The following is a 17961-nucleotide window of genomic DNA, read 5'->3' on the forward strand; positions in this document are numbered from 1 at the left end:
TTTTCTCCTTTACATCTTTTCATACGGACGGTAGCGCTGCTGCAGCTGGCGCAACTGATCGATGCGGGCATCGTAACGGGCCTGTTGCAGGCTACCGAGTTTCACCTGCGAGCTGGCGCTGCTCAGCAGGGAGATGGCCTGGTCCAGACGCCCGGCCAGAGCATAGCCTTCGGCGCGTGCCGCCAGCTCTTGATCGCGATGGCCAAGGGCACCTTCCGCCTGGGCCAGCAGATCCCAGCCGTTAGGATCATCTTTATTACTGAAGGTATAGCGGTTGAGGAGTGTCGCGGCTTGCTGCGGCTGTCCACCCTGTAAGTAAGCATTCGCCAGGTTGAGTTGCAGCACCGGATTGGTGCGCAAGTCTCGGGCACCTTTCAGACGATTGATCGCATCCTGGGCTTTTTTCTGCCCTAAATCGATGTCGGTCGCCATATCGAGATACCAGGCATTGTTGGCCTCTGCGGTCAGCAGTGGCTGAAGATTTTTGCGGGCCTCATCATAGTTGCTGGCCTCCATCGCCTGCAATGCCCGGCCATACTGGGCCGCACGCTGTTCACGCACATTGCCTTTCGCCAGCGCGTCCAGCAGATCGTTGGTCAGCTGGTTGCGCCCGGAATTGTACATACCGAGGCTTCTGACCTTCGCCATGTAGAAATCTTCCGAGGACTGCACCACTACCGGACGCATCTGGTTGGCGCGGTTACGGGCGTCCGACAGACGGCTCTCCGGCAGGGGGTGGGTCAGCAAAATTTCCGGTGGACGTGAGGAGTAGCGCGCCTGATCCAGTAATTTTTCGAGGAAGCCCGGCATCGCCTGCGGATCGAACCCGGAGCGTTGCAGCACCTGAATACCGATGCGGTCGGCTTCTTGTTCATTCTGCTGGGTAAAGCTGATCATCCCCTGACGCGTTCCTGCCAGCGTACCGGTCAGCGCCGCCATGCCCGCCTGCGGGCTGGCCATCGCCAGCAGAATAGAACCCAGCGCGCCCACCCAGGTGAGCGGGGCGCTGCGCTTCTGATCTTCCATCGCCCGCGCCAGATGGCGCTGGGTAACGTGGGAAATTTCGTGCGCCATTACCGAGGCCAGTTGGCTTTCATTGTCGGCGTAGCGGAATAACGCCGAGTGCAACACCACATTGCCGCCGAAGAAGGCGAAGGCGTTGATCTCATCGTTATTGATTAAATAGAAGTGGAAAGGGGTTTTCACCGAATCCGCATGGGAGACCAGCCGCATCCCCAGTGAATTGATGTACTGCACCAGCAGCGGATCGTTAATCAGCGGCGCACTGCCGCGCAACTGGCGCACATAATAGTCGCCCATTTGCAGCTCCTGGCCAATGGAGAGCGTGCTGCCTGCCGAGGTGCCCATGTCTGGCAATGATTCTGCAGAGTCAGCGAACGCGGGCATCATCTGACCGGCGGTCAGCGCAGCAATGAGCGTCGCAACCAACGTTTTTTTCAACTGCCTGAACATAACCTCTGTCCTGTCTGGTGGGTGTGCTAATTTGACCGAATAACCCGCATATCGTTCACCTGCGGCTGCTCTGGGAGTGTAGCCGCGTCAGGGCGATAAGAAAATCCCTCTTTTCAGGCTTTTGCGTTTTGTGACGGAGCAAGAAAAAGCGAAAGTCTTTTCATTGACTCTCCGATACAATTCATCTTTTACGTCCAGCCAACATCTTCAGGGAAGGGTTGCATGCTCGAGTTATTAATGCAGTGGTACCGTCGGCGCTTTAGCGATCCCGAGGCCATTGCTTTGCTGGTTATTCTGGTTGCCGGATTTGGCATTCTCTTCTTCTTTAGCGGGCTGCTGGCCCCGCTGCTCGTCGCGATTGTCCTCGCCTATTTGCTGGAGTGGCCGACGGTACGGCTGGAAAATATCGGCTGCTCCCGCCGCTGGGCCAGCATTATTGTGCTGGTCTTTTTTGTCGGTATTCTGCTGGTGATGTCCTTTGTGGTGCTGCCTATCGCCTGGCAGCAGGGGATCTACCTGATTCGCGATATGCCCGGCATGCTCAGCAAACTCTCTGATTTTGCCGCCACCCTGCCGCGCCGTTATCCGGCCCTGATGGATGCGGGCATTATTGATGCGATGGCTGAAAACATGCGTACCCGTATCATGACGATGGGGGATACGGTGGTGAAATTCTCCCTCGCGTCGCTGGTGGGCCTGCTGACGCTGGCGGTCTACCTGGTGCTGGTGCCGCTAATGGTCTTCTTCCTGGTCAAAGACAAAGAGCAGATGCTTAACGCGGTGCGCCGCGTGCTGCCGCGTAACCGTGGCCTGGCAGGGCAGGTGTGGAAGGAGATGAACCAGCAGATCACTAACTACATCCGCGGCAAAGTGCTGGAGATGATCGTCGTCGGCGTGGCTACCTGGATTGGTTTCTTCATCTTCGGCCTGAACTATTCGCTGCTGCTGGCGGTGCTGGTGGGCTTCTCGGTGCTGATCCCCTATATCGGGGCCTTTGTGGTGACTATTCCGGTGGTGTGCGTGGCGCTATTCCAGTTTGGGCTGGGCACCGAGTTCTGGAGCTGTTTCGTTGTCTATCTGATTATTCAGGGGCTGGACGGTAACCTGCTGGTGCCGGTGCTGTTCTCGGAAGCGGTGAACCTGCACCCGATCGTCATTATCCTGTCAGTGGTGATTTTTGGTGGGCTATGGGGGTTCTGGGGAGTGTTCTTTGCCATCCCATTGGCAACGCTGATTAAAGCGGTGGTACATGCCTGGCCGGATGTTCCGGCGGTAGAGGAGTAGCCTGGTGTTGATGTCCGGCGGCGCTAGCGATTACACGGGCTGCGCGGGTTGATGCCTTCACTCTATCCTCTCTCAAAAAGAGAGGAAGCAAACACTAAAAACGGCAACTCAGGTTGCCGTTTTGCATTTATCTTCAGGCGTTCTCTTTCACCCAGTTCAATACCACGTCGTGGTGATTGCTGGTTTTGAAGTCGTCAAAGACATGTTCAACTTTACCCTCAGCATCGATCAGGAAACTGATGCGGTGGATACCGTCGTAGGTTTTGCCCATAAAGGATTTCTCACCCCAGACACCAAACGCACCGCAGACCTGATGGTCTTCGTCGGACAACAGCGTAAAGTTCAGCAGCTCTTTTTCGGCAAAACGAGACAGCTTTTCAGGCTTATCGGTACTGATACCCAGCACTTCGACGCCTGCGCTCTTCAACTCGTCCATGTTGTCGCGCAGACCGCAGGCTTGTACGGTACAGCCTGGCGTCATGGCTTTCGGGTAGAAGTAGACCAGAACACGCTGTCCCTGGAAGTCGGTTAAATTTACTTGCTCGCCGTCTTGATCGGGCAGGCTAAATTTCGGTGCGATGTCACCGGCTTTCAGTGGATTCATTACTCAACTCCGTCTTGTTCATGCTGGGAATAATTGACGACGTTTATACTGCCTTGCGCATTTAATTCTGTACAGAGGGCTTTGAATGCTTGCTCGATATTTGACGCATCCTGAGACGCCGGGCTGTGCGCGGTGATCTGGATAAACAGTTTAGGGATAGTGTCGCCTTCACCCGGCTGGGTACGGGACACCAGCTCGGCAATATTCATCTGATGGCTATCAAACAGGGCGGTAAAGCGTTCGATTAAGTGCGGGGAGTCCGTCACTTCCACCTGGACCCAGACGGTTGCCGGCAGGGCCGGCTGTGGGCGTGCGGTGGTACGCTTCATCACGATCAGCAGATCCAGCTCTGCGCCTTTTAACGGCAGAGTCGATTCAATTAAGGTGATGGCATTCCATGACCCGGAAAGGAGCATGATGAAGGTAAACTCTTCTCCCAGCATCGCCAGGCGGCTATCTTCAATGTTGCAGCCGCAGCTACTGACGTGGCGAGTGATGGTATTCACGATCCCCGGCCTGTCGGCACCCAGCGCAGTGATAACCAGGTAATGTTGTGATGAGGTTGTCAAACCTGTTCTTCCTTTGCTTGGTTTAGTCTTTCTAAGGAAAGCATAAAAAAAACTGGCATACAATAACCTGGAGGCCTCATGTCCCTTGCTTTTATTACAGCACCAAACGTACCATTGAGGCTCTTGTACGCACAGAGGATGGCCCATGTTCACGGGAAGTATTGTTGCGCTTGTTACACCGATGGATGAGAAAGGTAATGTCTGCCGGTCAAGCCTGAAGAAACTGATTGATTATCATGTCGCCAGCGGAACCTCGGCGATTGTTTCGGTAGGGACTACCGGTGAATCTGCAACGCTGAGCCATGAAGAGCATGGCGAAGTGGTTATGCTGACCCTCGAACTGGCAGACGGGCGTATCCCGGTCATTGCGGGTACGGGTGCCAACGCGACCGCTGAAGCCATCAGCCTGACCCAGCGCTTCAACGATTCGGGTGTCGTGGGTTGCCTGACGGTAACGCCATACTACAACCGTCCAACCCAGGAAGGTCTGTTCCAGCATTTCAAAGCCATCGCTGAACATACTGACTTGCCACAAATCCTGTATAATGTGCCGTCGCGTACTGGCTGCGATATGCTGCCAGAAACGGTTGGCCGTCTCGCGAAAGTAAAAAATATTATCGGTATTAAAGAGGCGACCGGGAACTTAAGCCGTGTTCATCAGATCAAAGAGCTGGTTTCAGACGACTTTATTCTGCTGAGCGGTGATGATGCGACCTCGCTGGACTTTATGCAGCTTGGTGGCCACGGGGTGATTTCCGTGACCTCCAACGTTGCAGCCCGCGATATGGCTGAAATGTGTAAACTGGCGGCTGCCGGTCACTTCCAGGAAGCGCGCGTGATTAACCAGCGTCTGATGCCGCTGCACAACAAATTATTTGTCGAACCCAATCCGATCCCAGTGAAATGGGCATGTAAGGAGTTGGGACTTGTAGCGACCGATACGCTGCGCCTGCCAATGACCCCGATTACCGACCACGGTCGCGAAACGGTCACTGGCGCGCTGAAGCATGCCGGTCTGCTGTAAAGTTTAGGGAGATTTGATGGCTTACTCAGTACAGAAGTCGCGCCTGGCGAAGGTTGCGGGTGTTTCGCTTGTTATGCTGCTCGCGGCCTGTAGCTCAGATTCACGCTACAAGCGCCAGGTGAGCGGTGACGAATCCTATCTGGATGCTGCGCCGCTTGCTGAACTTCATGCGCCCGCTGGCATGATCCTGCCGATTCAGAATGGCGACTATACCATTCCGGTCACCAACGGGAGCGGCGCGGTAGGCAAAGCGCTTGATATCCGTCCACCAGCACAGCCTCTGGCGCTGGTAAGCGGGGCGCGTACTCAGTTCACTGGCGATACCGCGACGCTGCAGGTTGAGAGCGCGCGTAATGCCACGCTGTGGCCGCAGGTTGTTAGCGTGATTCAGTCGAAGAACTACACAATCACGCAACGCGATGATGCCAGCCAGACACTGTCGACCGACTGGATCGAATGGTCCCGTCTGGATGAAGATCAACAGTACCGTGGACGTTATCAAGTCTCTGTTAAACCTCAGGGTTATCAGCAGGCGGTCGTGGTTAAGCTGCTGAACCTGGAGCAGGCAGGCAAGCCTGTTTCAGATGCCGCTTCCCTGCAGCGCTACAGCACCGAGATGCTTAACACCATCGCGGCGGGCCTCGATAAAAACGCAACCGATGCTGCCAATGCTGCCCAGAGCCGCAATGGCGCAACCTTCGACGTGCAGAGCGCTGCCGACGAAACCGGTCTGCCAATGCTTGTCGTACGTGGTCCGTTCAACCAGGTCTGGCAGCGTCTGCCTGCAACGCTTGAGCGCGTCGGTATGAAAGTGTCCGACAGCACCCGCTCAACCGGCAGCATGACGGTCACCTACAAGCCGCTGTCTGACAGCAGCTGGGAAGAGCTGGGCGCACGCGATCCGGGTCTGGCTTCTGGCGACTACAAGCTTCAGGTCGGCGATCTGGACAACCGTAGCAGCCTGCAGTTTATCGATCCGAAAGGTCACACGCTGACCCAGTCGCAGAATGATGCGCTGGTCGCTGTCTTCCAGGCGGCATTCAGCAAATAAAAAAGAGGGCTGGTTTATCCAGCCCTTTTTATTTTCGTGCCACGCAAACGTGTGCGTGGCATAATATCTCCAGTTTTGAACACAAATCATCACACCAGGAGTAATGAAGATGCAGAAGCAAGCTGAGTTGTATCGTGGCAAAGCGAAAACCGTATACAGCACGGAGAACCCGGATCTGTTGGTGCTCGAGTTCCGCAATGATACGTCAGCAGGAGATGGCGCACGCATTGAGCAGTTTGACCGTAAAGGCATGGTGAACAACAAGTTCAACCATTTCATTATGAGCAAGCTGGAAGAAGCGGGCATCCCGACGCAGATGGAAGCGTTGCTGTCCGATACCGAATGTCTGGTGAAAAAGCTGGATATGGTACCGGTGGAATGCGTCGTCCGTAACCGTGCCGCAGGCTCCCTGGTGAAGCGTCTGGGCATTGAAGAGGGCATCGAACTCAATCCGCCGCTGTTCGACCTGTTCCTGAAAAACGACGCTATGCACGATCCCATGGTCAACGAATCTTACTGCGAAACCTTTGGCTGGGTGAGCAAAGAGAACCTGGCGCGTATGCAGGAGCTGACCTTCAAAGCGAACGACGTGCTGAAAAAGCTGTTTGATGACGCGGGCCTGATCCTGGTGGACTTCAAACTGGAGTTCGGCCTGTATAAAGGTGAAGTGGTGCTGGGTGATGAATTCTCCCCGGACGGCAGCCGCCTGTGGGACAAAGAGACGCTGGATAAAATGGATAAAGACCGCTTCCGCCAGAGCCTGGGCGGCGTGATCGAAGCGTACGAAGCCGTTGCCCATCGTCTGGGTGTTAAACTCGATTAATCCCGCCTTATCGCCAGGGGGACGTCCGTTCCTCTGGCATCTCACCCCTGTTTGCAGTGGTAATCTTTCCCCGAACCGCCTACGATCATACTTATTATCATGATGATATTTCGAGGTGGTTATGCGCTGGCAAGGGCGTCGTGGAAGTGACAATGTAGATGACAGACGTAATAGCGGTGGTCCGTCAATGGGGGGGCCGGGCTTCCGGCTGCCGGGAGGGAAGGGCGGCATCATTCTTTTGCTGGTAGTCGTGGTCGCGGGCTATTACGGGGTCGACTTGAGCGGGTTACTCACCGGGCAACCGATGCCGCAACAGCAGCAGGCGACACGCTCCATCAGTCCGAATGAAGATGAAGCAGCGAAATTCACCTCGGTGATCCTGGCGACCACGGAAGATACCTGGGGTCAGCTGTTCGACAAAATGGGCCGGACGTACCAGCAGCCGAAGCTGGTGATGTATCGTGGCGCCACGCGCACCGGCTGCGGCACCGGGCAATCGGTGATGGGGCCGTTCTATTGCCCTGCCGACTCCACCGTCTATATCGATCTCTCCTTTTACGATGACATGAAACGCAAGCTGGGCGCCGACGGCGATTTTGCCCAGGGCTATGTCATCGCTCATGAAGTGGGTCATCACGTGCAGAAACTGCTCGGTATTGAGCCGAAGGTCCGTCAGCTACAGCAGAATGCCAGCGAAAGCGAAGTGAATGCGCTGTCGGTGCGTATGGAGCTGCAGGCCGACTGCTTTGCCGGCGTCTGGGGGCACAATATGCAGCAGGAGGGCGTGCTGGAGGCTGGCGATCTGGAAGAGGCGCTTAACGCCGCCCAGGCCATTGGCGACGATCGTCTGCAACAGCAAAGTCAGGGTCATGTGGTGCCAGACAGCTTTACGCACGGCACCTCGGCACAGCGTTACAGCTGGTTCAAAAAAGGTTTTGACGGCGGCGATCCGGCACAGTGCAACACCTTCGGTAAGGCCATCTAATTCACAATGTCAGGGATGAATTTATCAGGATTGCCTGAACAACTGGCGCGGGAGGGGCACCGGCGACTGCTGGTGCTGAGCGGGGACGACACATGGACGCAGCAACAGGCGCTGCTGCTGAAAGAAAGCTATCCCGGCGACTGGTTGTGGGTGGGCGACAATGCACCTCAGCTCCCGTCATGTTCGCCCCAGGCGCTGAATCAGCTGCTGGGGCGTGAATTTCTGCACGCCATCTTCGATGCCCGCCAGGGATTTGACGTCTCGGCGTTTGCGGCTGTGGGCGGCACCTTGCGCGCCGGAAGCCTGCTGGTGTTACTCACCCCCGCCCTGGCGCTATGGCCGGAAAAATCTGACCAGGACTCGCTGCGCTGGAGCGACAGGCCAGAGCCGATCCCCACGCCACGCTTTGTAGAACATTTCTGCCGCCATATCTCCCGCGATCCGCAGGTTTTACTGTGGCAGCAGGGGGCACCTTGTCCTCCTATGCCAACCCACTCTGCCCCGGACTGGCACCCGGCCAGCGGTGAGCCGCAGCGCGAGCAGGCCGCGATCCTCGCCCACCTGACCACCCTGCCCGAAGGGGTTGCCGCCGTGACCGCAGCGCGCGGGCGCGGAAAGTCAGCGCTGGCAGGCATGCTGTTACGCCGTATTGCAGGCCACGCCATTGTGACGGCTCCCGCCAGAGCGGCGACAGAGGTTATCGCCCGCTTCGGCGGCGATCGCTATCACTTTATGGCCCCGGACGCGCTGCTGGCATCGGACGTGCGTGCTGACTGGCTGATCGTCGATGAGGCGGCGGCAATCCCCGGCCCGCTGCTGGCACAGCTGGTGACACGTTTCCCCCGGGTGTTGCTCACCACCACGGTGCAGGGGTATGAAGGCACCGGCAGGGGATTTCTGCTGAAATTCTGCGCCCGGTTTGCCGGGCTGCGTTACTTCACCCTGAGCGAACCGGTGCGCTGGGCGGCGGGTTGCCCGCTGGAGCGCATTATCGCCGAGGTACTGCTGTTTGATGATGCGCCCGAAGAGAGCCTTTCGCAGGGCGAGATCGTCTGTACACCGCTGGAGCAGGAGGCCTGGAGCCGCGACCCTGAACTCCCGGCGGCGGTCTATAAACTGCTCTGCGCCGCTCACTACCGGACCTCTCCGCTGGATCTGCGGCGCATGATGGATGCCTCCGGGCAGCATTTTGCCGTCGCCCGTACGGGTGAGGACGTCTGCGGCGCGCTGTGGCTGGTGGAGGAGGGCGGCCTGAGTCCGGCACTCAGCCAGGCGGTGTGGGCGGGCTACCGGCGTCCACGCGGTAACCTGGTGGCGCAATCGCTGGCTGCCCATGGCGGATCGCCGCAGGCGGCCACGCTCACCGCCCGGCGGGTCACGCGCATTGCCGTCCATCCCGCGCGCCAGCGTGAGGGGATTGGTCAGGCGCTGATTGCCACAGCCCGCCAGCAGATGAACATCGACTACCTTTCCGTCAGCTTTGGCTATACCGGGGAGCTTTGGCGCTTCTGGCAGCGCTGCGGATTTATTCTGGTGCGCATCGGCAGTCACCGCGAGGCCAGCAGCGGTTGCTACACGGCAATGGCGATGCTGCCGCTCAGCGCGGCGGGGCAGGATTTGTGCCAGCGCGAACATCAGCGGCTCTGTCGCGATGCATCAGTTATTGAACGCTGGAACGGTGAAAAGATCCCGGTAGTGCCCACAGGTGAGGCTACCCTTAATGATGATGACTGGCTGGATTTGGCCGGGTTCGCCTTTGCGCATCGTCCCCTTTCGGCGGCGATGCCCAGCCTGACACGACTGCTACAGGCGACGGATCTGCCGCTGTCAGGGCTGCGGGGCAAAATCGAACAGGGGCTGGACGATAGCGCCCTGAGCCGCGCGCTGGCCCTCAGCGGACGTAAAGCCGTGTTGAGCCATCTGCGTACTGAAGCGGGTCAGGCGCTGGTTCAGCTCGACAGCGAACGCTGTCAGACGTTAAGGCACACCGTTTTGCAATGGCAATTTTTTCAATGACTTCATCAGTGAACTGGCATGTTCATTCTGCCTGTCAGGCGTAGAATCCCGCTTATCAATTAAGGAGACTGCTATGAAACATGACCATTTTGTTGTCCAAAGCCCCGATAAACCGGCAAAGCAGCTGCTGCTCCTGTTTCATGGCGTCGGTGATAATCCGGTCAATATGGCGCAGATTGGCAGCTGGTTTGCGCCGCTGTTTCCCGATGCCCTGGTCGTCAGCGTCGGCGGCGCCGAGCCATGCGGCCCGAATGGTCGTCAGTGGTTTTCAGTGCAGGACGTGACGGAAGATAGCCGTCAGGAGCGGGTGAACGCAATCATGCCGACATTTGTCGACACGGTGCGTTACTGGCAGCAGCAGAGCGGTGTTAAGGCGAACGCCACCGCCCTGATCGGGTTTTCTCAGGGGGCGATCATGGCGCTGGAGAGCATCAAGGCCGAGCCGGGCTTAGCCTCACGGATCATTGCGTTCAACGGCCGCTATGCGACCCTGCCTGAACGGGCGAGCACAGAAACCACCATTCACCTGATCCACGGTGGGGAAGATCGCGTGATTGAGCTGTCCCACGCGGTTGCGGGCCAGGAAGCGTTGATCCGCGCGGGCGGCGATGTGACCCTGGATATTGTCGACGATTTGGGACACGCCATTGACGATCGCAGCATCCAGTTCGCGCTGGACCACCTGCGTTTTACCGTGCCGAAACACTACTTCGATGAAGCGCTCAGCGGCGGCAAGCCGAATGACGACGATATAGTTGAGTTTTTCTGAGAGATAACCCTCTCCCCGCCGGGGAGAGGGTTAAGCCATTACTTCTTCTGGTCTTTCTTCGGCCAGTCGTCTTCATCGTCCCACTTGTCGTTAAAATCACGATGTGGAGGGAGTTCAGGTTTGTTGGCGAGGAATTTCTTGTGATCAACGCGCTTGAGATCCTTGATCACGTTCAGCAGTACGCCTACCAGAAAAACCAGTACCAGAAGCCACCAGTATTTAGCCAGCCAGTCCATTCGCTTATCCTTCTTTGGGGCAGCCGTCAGGCGACGAGCTGCTCCATAATACGTTGATACATACGGGCCAGCAGTTGCAAATCAGCTGCATTCACGCATTCATTGATTTTATGAATGGTGGCATTCACCGGCCCAAGTTCGACCACCTGCGCACCCATACGGGCAATAAAGCGTCCGTCGGATGTGCCGCCCGTGGTCAGCAGTTGCGGTTTAATTTCATTATAGTGCGCGATAGCATTAACCACCGCATCAACCAGCTTACCGCGCCCGGTCAGGAACGGCTGGCCAGAAATCCACCAGTCAATGCTGTAGCGCAGCTGGTGTTTCTCCAGCAGGGCTACGACGCGGGCTTTGATCATTTCGTCCGTCAGCTCGGTGCTGAAGCGGAAGTTAAACTGCACAAACAGGTCGCCGGGGATGACGTTGTTGCTGCCGGTACCGGCCTGGATATTGGCAATCTGCATGCTGGTCGGCGGGAAGTAGTCGTTGCCCTTGTCCCACTCGATCCCCACCAGCTCGTTGAGCATAGGTGCGGCGCGGTGTACCGGGTTATCAGCCAGATGCGGATAGGCTACGTGACCCTGCACGCCGTGAATGGTCAGGTTACAGGTCATAGAGCCGCGACGGCCATTTTTAACCACGTCACCCACCACTTCGGTGCTGGATGGCTCGCCCACCAGGCAATAATCCAGGCGTTCGTTGCGCGCCATCAGCGTTTCCACCACCTTCACGGTGCCGTTTTTAGCGCTGGCCTCTTCATCAGAGGTGATTAAAAACGCCAGACGGCCTTTATGATTCGGGTATTGCGCCACGAAGCGTTCGGCGGCAACCACCATCGCTGCCAGCGAACCTTTCATGTCTGCCGCGCCGCGCCCAAACAGCATGCCGTCACGGATGGTTGGTTCGAAGGGGGGATTGATCCAGCGGTCAGCGTCACCGGCTGGCACCACATCAGTATGTCCGGCAAAAGCCAGCGTTTCGCCCTGACCGCGCCAGGCCCAGAAATTTTGCGTATCGCCAAAATCCATAGGTTCGACGGTAAAACCAATCGCCCGCAGGCGTTCGATCATCAGCGCCTGACAACCTGCATCGTCCGGGCTAAGGGAGGGGCGGCGAATAAGCTGCTGAGTCAGCTCAATGACCGGGCATGACATAGACTACACCTCAATAAAATAGGTTTGGTATTGGTTTTCGTTAAAACCCAGCAGCATAGGCTTACCGGGCGCCCAGAGCAATGGGCGTTTGATGATTGCTGGCATTTCAAGCATTAAGGCGGCCGCGCTATCGGCATTGTTAATGCTTGCTCGCAGTGTCTCATCCAGTTTGCGCCAGGTAGTGCCGCGGGTGTTCAGCAGGGCTTCCCAGCCCAGCTCAGCAATGAATTTCTGCATCAATTCAGCATCAAGACCGTCGGCGCGATAGTCATGAAAACGGTAATCAACGTTGTTGGTCTCCAGCCAGCGGCGGGCTTTTTTTATGGTGTCGCAATTTTTGATGCCGTACAGGGTGATCATGGTGAATCCTTTTGTCTTAATAGCGAGCAATTGCTCAGTATTTTCGATGGTGTAGCGAATGCGAAAATATAACACGTTTGTTTTATGACTTTATTTTATATTCTGACCTGACATAGATAATGTACAGGTTATGAATATTATTTCATCTTTTACGCATAGAAGTCCATGTGCTAAAAACTGGTGAAAGAACAGCCACTAAATAACTTTTTCACCCTTTATTAAGGTTATTTCAAAATATTGCAGTTGGTCACATAAAATTTATCGGACTGGCCCCATATTATCTACAAGCCAGTCGTACCAACGGGGGTAGAGCAGTATCACTGATCAAAAAATCTTCACAACGATGATATATTCTCGTAGAATGGCCATAATAATAAGAGAGGTAGTTATGATTGAACGTGAACTGGGGAACTGGAAAGATTTTATCGAAGGTATGCTTCGTAAATGACATTCAGGAAGTAATGCAAGAGCACTTAATTAGCTGAATAACAATAGTGTGAAAATAAACACACAAAAAAGGCGGCCGGTAAGGACGCCTTTTTCTTTTTCAATATCTTATTTCCGTCGTTCCTTTAATGGGAAACGTCGCCGCACCAGCACAAAGAACAGCGGAACAAAGTAAATGGCGAGGACGGTCGCAGAGATCATCCCACCCATTACCCCGGTTCCCACCGCGTGCTGGCTGCTCGAACCCGCACCCGAGCTGGTCGCCATCGGCAACACACCGAAGACAAACGCCAGCGAGGTCATCAGAATCGGACGCAGGCGCTGGCGACAGGCGTCAAGGGTCGCAGCCAGTAAATCCTGACCCTTCTCGTTCATCTCGTTGGCAAACTCGACAATCAGAATGGCGTTCTTCGCCGACAGGCCAATGACCGTTAACAGCCCGACCTGGAAGTAGACGTCGTTTTCCAGCCCGCGCATCCAGGTGGCGAGCAGAGCACCAATCACCCCCAGCGGCACCACCAGCATCACCGAGAACGGCACCGACCAGCTCTCATACAGGGCCGCCAGACAGAGGAACACCACCAGCAGCGACAGGGCATACAGCGCCGGCGCCTGGGCACCGGAAAGACGCTCCTGATAGGACATCGCGGTCCACTCCAGGCCAAATCCGGCAGGTAGCTGCTGCACCAGGTTTTCCATCACATCCATAGCCGTACCGGTACTGACCCCCGGCGCGGCCTCACCGACAATTTCTACTGCCGAATAGCCGTTGTAGCGTTCCATACGCGGCGACCCGGTTTCCCAGCGTGAGGTGGCGAATGCCGAGAAGGGCACCATCCCGCCGTCTTTGTTCCGCACGTACCACATGTTGATATCGTCCGGCAGCATGCGGTATTTAGCCGCCGCCTGCACGTAGACCTTTTTCACGCGGCCCCGATCCATAAAGTCATTAACGTAGCTCGAACCCCATGCGGTTTGCAGGGTGTCGTTAATATCGTCGATAGAGACGCCCAGCGCCTGCGCCTTGCGCTGGTCGATATCAATCTGCAGCTGTGGGCTGTCATCCAGACCGTTATGGCGCACGCGGGTGAGGGAAGGATCTTCCCCGGCCAGCTCCAGCAGGCGGTCGCGTGCGGCCATCAGTGCCGTATGCCCGGCCCCGGCGTGATCCTGCAGCTCCATGTCAAAGCCTGCCGAACTGCCCAGCCCGCTGATTGCCGGTGGGCTGCTGGCGAAGACCCGCGCCTCTTTAATGCGGCTGAAGGCTTTAGTCGCGCGCTCGATAATGGCAAACGAGCTGCCCGTTTCGGCATTGCGCGCATCCCAGTCCTTCAGGCGCACGAACATACGCGCCACGTTCTGTCCGTTCCCGCCAGGGCCAGAGCCTACGGTGGCAAAGACCGACAGTACGTTATCTTTCTCTTTGGTGAAGAAATAGGACTCGACCTGCTGGACCACCTTCAGGGTTTGCTGTTGGGTAGAGCCGCTGGGTAACTGCACCGAGGTAATAAACATGCCCCGGTCTTCCAGGGGCAGGAATGAGGTAGGCAGACGCAGGAACAGGAATACCATGCCGCCCAGCAGAAGGACGTAGATCAGCACCCAGCGCAGGCTGCGGTGCAGGATGCGTCCGACACCCGCCTCATAGCGCGCGGCGTTGCGGTCAAACATGCGGTTGAACCAGCCGAAGAACCCTTTCTGGCCGTGCTGTTCGCCCTTATGCAACGGTTTGAGCAGGGTAGCGCACAGCGCCGGGGTAAGGATCATCGCCACCAGCACCGACAGGACCATTGCCGCAACGATGGTGATCGAGAACTGGCGGTAGATGGCGCCCGTGGTGCCGCCAAAGAAGGCCATCGGCACGAATACCGCCGACAGCACCATGGCAATACCGACCAGCGCCCCCTGGATCTGCTTCATCGATTTTCGCGTCGCTTCGCGCGGGGTTAGCCCCTCTTCGCTCATGATGCGTTCAACGTTTTCCACCACCACGATGGCGTCATCCACCAGCAGGCCTATCGCCAGCACCATCGCAAACATGGTGAGGGTGTTGATGCTATAGCCAAAGGCGTAAAGCACCGTGAAGGTGCCCATCAGCACCACCGGTACGGCGATGGTCGGAATCAGCGTCGCGCGGAAGTTTTGCAGGAACAGGTACATCACCAGGAACACCAGGGCAATAGCTTCCAGCAGGGTTTTCACCACATCCTCAATCGAGGCTTTCACGAAAGAGGTGGTTTCGTAGGCAACTTTGTATTCAAGGCCGTGCGGGAAAAAGTGCGACAGCTCATCGAGGCGGTTGATGACCAGTTCAGCCGTGGCCATCTCGTTAGCCCCGGAGGCCAGCTTGACCCCCAGCCCGGAGGCTGGTTTACCGTTAAAGCGGCTCAGGTAGTCGTACTTCTCGGCACCCATTTCCACGGTGGCGACATCGCCCAGCCGCACTTCCGAACCATCCTGGTTAACGCGCAGGGTGATATCGCGGAACTGTTGCGGGGTTTGCAATAGCGACTGGGAGTTGATGGTGGCGTTCAACGCCTGCTTATCAACGGACGGCGTACCGCCCAACTGGCCGACCGCAATCTGCGCGTTTTGTGATTCGATGGCGTCGGTGACGTCTTTTACCGTCATCTGGAAACTGTTCAGCTTGGCCGGATCGAGCCAGATGCGCATTGAGTATTGTGAGCCGTAGGCGTCGATATCCCCCACGCCGTTGATGCGGCTGAGCGGATCCTGAATATTACTGGCAACATAGTCAGCGATATCCTGCTTATCCATCGAGCCGTCGGTGGAGACAAAGGCGATGGTCAGAATGTTGGTATCGCCGGTTTTACGCACCGTCACGCCCTGATTCTGCACCGCCTGCGGCAGCTTGCGTAGCGCAGACTGTAGCTGGTTTTGCACCTGTTGCACCGCTTCATCCGGGTCCGCGCCAGCGGTAAAGCTCAGCGTGACCGTCGCCTGCCCGGTGGCGCTGCTCTGGGAGGACATATACATCAGGTTATCGAGACCGGTCATGTTCTGCTCGATCACCTGGGTGACGGTATTCTCAAGCGTTTGTGCGGATGCCCCCGGATAGTTAGCCGTGATCCGCACATTAGGCGGAGCCAGATCCGGGTACTGCTCAACAGGAAGGGAAAAAATGGCCAGCGTGCCCGTCAGGCACAACAGAATTGCCAGCACCCAGGCAAAAATGGGGCGATCGATGAAAAAATTCGCCATTAAAATAAGACCTCGTTTTGCTGCGCGTCGTCATTGTAAATTGCCCGCATAACTCTAGCGGCAAGGCGGATGTCAAACGTGGAGAAATAAAGGAGATAATGTAAATTATCATGCGCTTTATCCGCGCGATTCCCCCTGTGAAGCGGTGAGTATTATCCATCCTCATGGCTGACTGGTGACTTTCCGCCTGATTTTACCGTTATTTACCCTCCGTACCGGCTGACGAGCGGAAACAGACGCTGACCTCCGTCCCTCCACCCGGCGGCTGCGAGAAGTGCAGGGTGCCCCCCAGCCTGTCGGCACGCTCCCGCATAATGTTCAGGCCATAGTGACCCGGCGGCTCGCTGGCGTCGCCAATGCCGATCCCGTCGTCGCGGATGTTCACCCTGTGGCTGCCGTCCGGGGCAGTGACGCAGTTGACCTGAATATCGCTTGCCTGGGCGTGCTTGATGGCGTTCAGCACCGCCTCGCGCACAATCTGTAGCAGGTGTACCTGCATCTGGGCGTCCAGCGCCAGGGAGGAGAGCTGACAGTCGAGACTCAGTTTTGCACGGGTCTGCTTTTGCAGATCGTCCAGCGTCTCCTGTAACGCGGCGGGCAGGTTGGCCTGGTTCAGCGTCAGCCGGAAGGTGGTGAGCAGCTCGCGCAGCTGACGGTATGCGGCATTCAAGGCCCGGGAGAAATCGGTGATGATCGCCTGAGCGGCGTCGTTCTCGTCCGGCACCGCATGTTTAAGCAGCGTCAGTTGGATGCGCAGATACGACAGCACCTGTGCCAGCGAGTCGTGCAGTTCGCGGGCGATGGTGGCGCGCTCCTCCATCAGCAGCAGCTGGTGGTAATGTTTTTGCGCCTGGTTGGAGAAAAGGCCGCGCCCGAGCATGGTGGCGACGCTTTTCATCAGCGGTATCGGGACGGCGCGCTGCTCGCTTTGCCAGCGCAGCTCACCGAACCGGGTATCCAGCATAATCACCGGCAGCACCTGCGTCTCAAGGTGCTCCCTTGTCTCGCCCTCCTGCATTTTCCAGCCGTCGCTGGTATGCAGCGCCAGCCAGCTGATCCCGGTATATTCGCGCACGGTTTGCAGGATATGACGGAAACAGTGGCTGTCGATTTTGCTGGTGTTCATCGCCTGCGAGCAGGTAAACAGCATCTCAAGCTGCTGATGGGCTTCGTGCAGGTGGTGAGTCTTCTCTTCGACCGAAATTTCCAGCGAGCGATACAGGCTGTGCAGCTCGGTCGCCATATGGTTAAAGGTGCGGGAGAGCAGGCCAAGCTCGTTTGGCAGATCGGTATCCGGCACCGGGGTATCAAACCGGCCTTGCTCAATGTGCTGGCTGGAGGCGACCAGGTGATTGAGCGGGGCAACCACCTGCTGGCGGATCCGGCGCAGCGTGCTGAACGCCAGCAGGATAATGCCGATCCCACCGGCAAAGGAGATGGCGAACACCAGCTGGATTTTATGTTCGGCGTAATGCTGCAGGGAGAGTACAAAGGCGTCGATGCGCGCCACATACTCATCCATATGGTTCTGATACCAGCTGTAATCGCCCTGCGCGAGCTTTGCGTCCACGCCCTGCCACGCCAGCTGCAACAGGTGATAGCGCTGTTGAACCTCATCCGGCACGTACCAGCTTTTTAGGGTAAGTAGCGCGGGGGCGTTTAGCGTGTGCTGCCAGGCCTGCCGATGGGCCAGCAGATCGGCATTACCCCGCTGCATATCGTAACCCAGGCGATAGCTCTGCATCCGCAATGACCCCGCCAGGTTGATCGCTTCGGCGTCACGCTGGCTGCTGGCGAGGGTAAACAGCGCAATCGCGCTCGTCAGAAGTGACAGGGCAATAATGGCGAAAAAGGCCCGGGCAAGAGTGCGTGAAACCGGTTGTTTGACTATCACAAATCGCGTCCTGAGCTAATACGAAGTAGGCCTGATAAGCGTTTCCGCAG

At 57.0% G+C, this 17961-nt stretch carries 16 protein-coding genes; 8 read left to right on the forward strand and 8 right to left on the reverse strand.

Annotated elements, in window-relative coordinates; all coding sequences use genetic code 11:
* Nucleotides 1–9: 9 nt before the first annotated feature.
* On the reverse strand, nt 10–1473 hold the full coding sequence (gene bepA / locus ABIE02_RS05820) for a beta-barrel assembly-enhancing protease (protein WP_032613057.1): 1464 nt from the start codon (nt 1471–1473) through the stop codon (nt 10–12).
* 222 nt (nt 1474–1695) lie between these two features.
* Between bepA and ABIE02_RS05825 the strand changes: the two genes are divergently transcribed.
* Complete coding sequence (locus ABIE02_RS05825) at nt 1696–2757, forward strand: AI-2E family transporter (protein ID WP_032613054.1); 1062 nt, start codon at nt 1696–1698, stop codon at nt 2755–2757.
* Between the two features lie 133 nt (nt 2758–2890).
* Here ABIE02_RS05825 and bcp read toward each other — a convergent pair whose 3' ends face one another.
* Together bcp and ABIE02_RS05835 are read right to left on the reverse strand one after the other, a co-directional pair.
* On the reverse strand, nt 2891–3361 hold the full coding sequence (bcp, locus tag ABIE02_RS05830; RefSeq protein WP_032613052.1) for a thioredoxin-dependent thiol peroxidase: 471 nt from the start codon (nt 3359–3361) through the stop codon (nt 2891–2893).
* On the reverse strand, nt 3361–3930 hold the full coding sequence (locus ABIE02_RS05835) for a glycine cleavage system transcriptional repressor (protein WP_032613050.1): 570 nt from the start codon (nt 3928–3930) through the stop codon (nt 3361–3363). The genes bcp and ABIE02_RS05835 overlap by 1 nt, the downstream gene beginning before the upstream one ends.
* Nucleotides 3931–4075: 145 nt before the next feature.
* Here ABIE02_RS05835 and dapA point away from each other — a divergent pair, with 145 nt between their 5' ends.
* From dapA to ypfH, 6 genes are all read left to right on the forward strand, one after another.
* Nucleotides 4076–4954: a 4-hydroxy-tetrahydrodipicolinate synthase gene (dapA, locus tag ABIE02_RS05840; protein ID WP_032613048.1), complete on the forward strand. Its 879-nt coding sequence runs from the start codon at nt 4076–4078 to the stop codon at nt 4952–4954.
* Nucleotides 4955–4970: 16 nt separating this feature from the next.
* Entirely contained in the window at nt 4971–6005 is a 1035-nt protein-coding gene (bamC, locus tag ABIE02_RS05845; RefSeq protein WP_059307419.1) for an outer membrane protein assembly factor BamC, read from the forward strand.
* Between the two features lie 109 nt (nt 6006–6114).
* Nucleotides 6115–6828: a phosphoribosylaminoimidazolesuccinocarboxamide synthase gene (gene purC / locus ABIE02_RS05850; RefSeq protein ID WP_032613044.1), complete on the forward strand. Its 714-nt coding sequence runs from the start codon at nt 6115–6117 to the stop codon at nt 6826–6828.
* Between the two features lie 121 nt (nt 6829–6949).
* Nucleotides 6950–7813, forward strand: a complete 864-nt coding sequence (gene ypfJ / locus ABIE02_RS05855) for a KPN_02809 family neutral zinc metallopeptidase (protein WP_059307420.1) — start codon at nt 6950–6952, stop codon at nt 7811–7813.
* Nucleotides 7814–7828: 15 nt separating this feature from the next.
* Nucleotides 7829–9829, forward strand: a complete 2001-nt coding sequence (locus tag ABIE02_RS05860; RefSeq protein WP_336994443.1) for a tRNA(Met) cytidine acetyltransferase TmcA — start codon at nt 7829–7831, stop codon at nt 9827–9829.
* Nucleotides 9830–9902: 73 nt separating this feature from the next.
* On the forward strand, nt 9903–10598 hold the full coding sequence (gene ypfH / locus ABIE02_RS05865; RefSeq protein WP_150872007.1) for an esterase: 696 nt from the start codon (nt 9903–9905) through the stop codon (nt 10596–10598).
* Between the two features lie 38 nt (nt 10599–10636).
* Here ypfH and ABIE02_RS05870 read toward each other — a convergent pair whose 3' ends face one another.
* From ABIE02_RS05870 to ABIE02_RS05880, 3 genes are read right to left on the reverse strand one after another with little or no spacing between them, the layout of a single operon-like run.
* Complete coding sequence (locus tag ABIE02_RS05870; protein WP_032613036.1) at nt 10637–10834, reverse strand: YpfN family protein; 198 nt, start codon at nt 10832–10834, stop codon at nt 10637–10639.
* Between the two features lie 26 nt (nt 10835–10860).
* Nucleotides 10861–11988, reverse strand: a complete 1128-nt coding sequence (dapE, locus tag ABIE02_RS05875) for a succinyl-diaminopimelate desuccinylase (protein ID WP_032613034.1) — start codon at nt 11986–11988, stop codon at nt 10861–10863.
* Between the two features lie 3 nt (nt 11989–11991).
* Nucleotides 11992–12348, reverse strand: coding sequence for an ArsC family reductase (locus ABIE02_RS05880; protein WP_032613032.1), 357 nt, complete (start codon nt 12346–12348; stop codon nt 11992–11994).
* 388 nt (nt 12349–12736) lie between these two features.
* On the opposite strand from ABIE02_RS05880, the gene ypfM reads away from it, so the two are divergent.
* Nucleotides 12737–12796 carry a protein YpfM gene (ypfM, locus tag ABIE02_RS05885; RefSeq protein ID WP_015572204.1) on the forward strand — a complete coding sequence of 20 codons (60 nt, stop codon included), beginning with the start codon at nt 12737–12739 and terminating at the stop codon, nt 12794–12796.
* A 107-nt stretch (nt 12797–12903) separates the two neighbouring features.
* Here the strand turns inward: ypfM and acrD are convergent, their stop codons facing one another.
* Together acrD and narQ are read right to left on the reverse strand one after the other, a co-directional pair.
* Nucleotides 12904–16017: a multidrug efflux RND transporter permease AcrD gene (acrD, locus tag ABIE02_RS05890; RefSeq protein WP_155167114.1), complete on the reverse strand. Its 3114-nt coding sequence runs from the start codon at nt 16015–16017 to the stop codon at nt 12904–12906.
* 199 nt (nt 16018–16216) lie between these two features.
* A complete protein-coding gene (narQ, locus tag ABIE02_RS05895; RefSeq protein ID WP_155167113.1) occupies nt 16217–17911 on the reverse strand; it encodes a nitrate/nitrite two-component system sensor histidine kinase NarQ in 1695 nt (564 codons plus the stop codon).
* Nucleotides 17912–17961: the final 50 nt, after the last annotated feature.

It is taken from the genome of Leclercia sp. 1548 (genome assembly GCF_050435045.1).
Taxonomy (GTDB): domain Bacteria; phylum Pseudomonadota; class Gammaproteobacteria; order Enterobacterales; family Enterobacteriaceae; genus Enterobacter; species Enterobacter adecarboxylatus.